Here is a 930-nt window from a genome sequence, read left to right as displayed (position 1 = left end):
GGCTGGCCTCGTGCATCATGTGCTTTCAAGAAAAATGCGGTCCATGCGGTCCCAGGCGAAGTCGAGGGTCAGGCGCGCCAGCCGCGCTTCCATGCGCCCCAGGTTCAGGTAGTGGCGAAAGCGCGTCTTCGCGCTCAGGCCCGGCGGGCGCGGCTGGCCGGGATCGATTTCCCAGGGATGAAAATAGAATATGCCAGCTTGCCCGTCGCGCGAATTGATGCGCCGCAAAAGCCAGCGCGACAGTGGATACGGCAGCAGGCGGAAATAGCCGCCGCCGCCGGCAGGCAGGTTGCGCCGGCCCATGCGCACTGTGCTGACGGGCAATTCCAGCACRCCCTGCGGCCCCCGCGGGCGCCAGGCGAAGCGGGGAGCATCGGGCATGCCGTAATGGTCGTGGCGGATCGGGTAGATGCTGGAACTGTAGCGGTAGCCTTCTTGCTGCAGCACGTCGAAGGCCCACAGGTTGCCGGCGCCGATGGAAAAGCTGGGCGCCCGGTAGCCCAGCACGGCGCGGCCCGTCACCTGTTCCAGGATGGTTTTGCTCAGGCGCACGTCCTCGGCGAAGGCCGCGGCCGGCTGTTCGCTGGCGCGCAGGTGGGCGTAGCCGTGGCTGGCCACCTCGTGTCCCGCCTGCGCCACGCGCCGCAGCATGGCCGGATAGCGTGCGGCGATCCAGCCCAGCGCAAAAAAGGTGGCGTGGATGCGGCGGCTTTCGAGCAGCAGCAGGATGCGCTCGATGTTCGCCTCGACCCGGCATTCGAGGTGCGGCCAGTCGGCGCGGGCGACGTGCGGCGCGAAGGCGGAGACCTGGAAGTAATCCTCGACGTCGATGGTCAGCGCGTTGCGCAGCGGGCGCGGCGGCGTCATGGCGTGCCCCGGCGCGCGGCCAGCCACGGCACGGTGACGGCGGCGATGCGCGCGGCCGCGTGG

Annotated in this window: 1 protein-coding gene; it reads right to left on the bottom strand. The window is 69.4% G+C overall.

Going from position 1 to position 930, the window contains the following annotated elements; all coding sequences use genetic code 11:
- Positions 1 to 15: 15 nt before the first annotated feature.
- Positions 16 to 867 carry an XrtA system polysaccharide deacetylase gene (locus tag CBW50_RS28495; protein WP_086148576.1) on the bottom strand — a complete coding sequence of 284 codons (852 nt, stop codon included), beginning with the start codon at positions 865 to 867 and terminating at the stop codon, positions 16 to 18.
- Between the last annotated feature and the right edge of the window lie 63 nt (positions 868 to 930).

Source organism: Janthinobacterium sp. GW458P, assembly GCF_002127585.1.
GTDB lineage: Bacteria > Pseudomonadota > Gammaproteobacteria > Burkholderiales > Burkholderiaceae_D > Janthinobacterium.
Note: the sequence above shows the minus strand (reverse complement) of the source record. Positions and strands in the feature narration are given on the sequence as shown.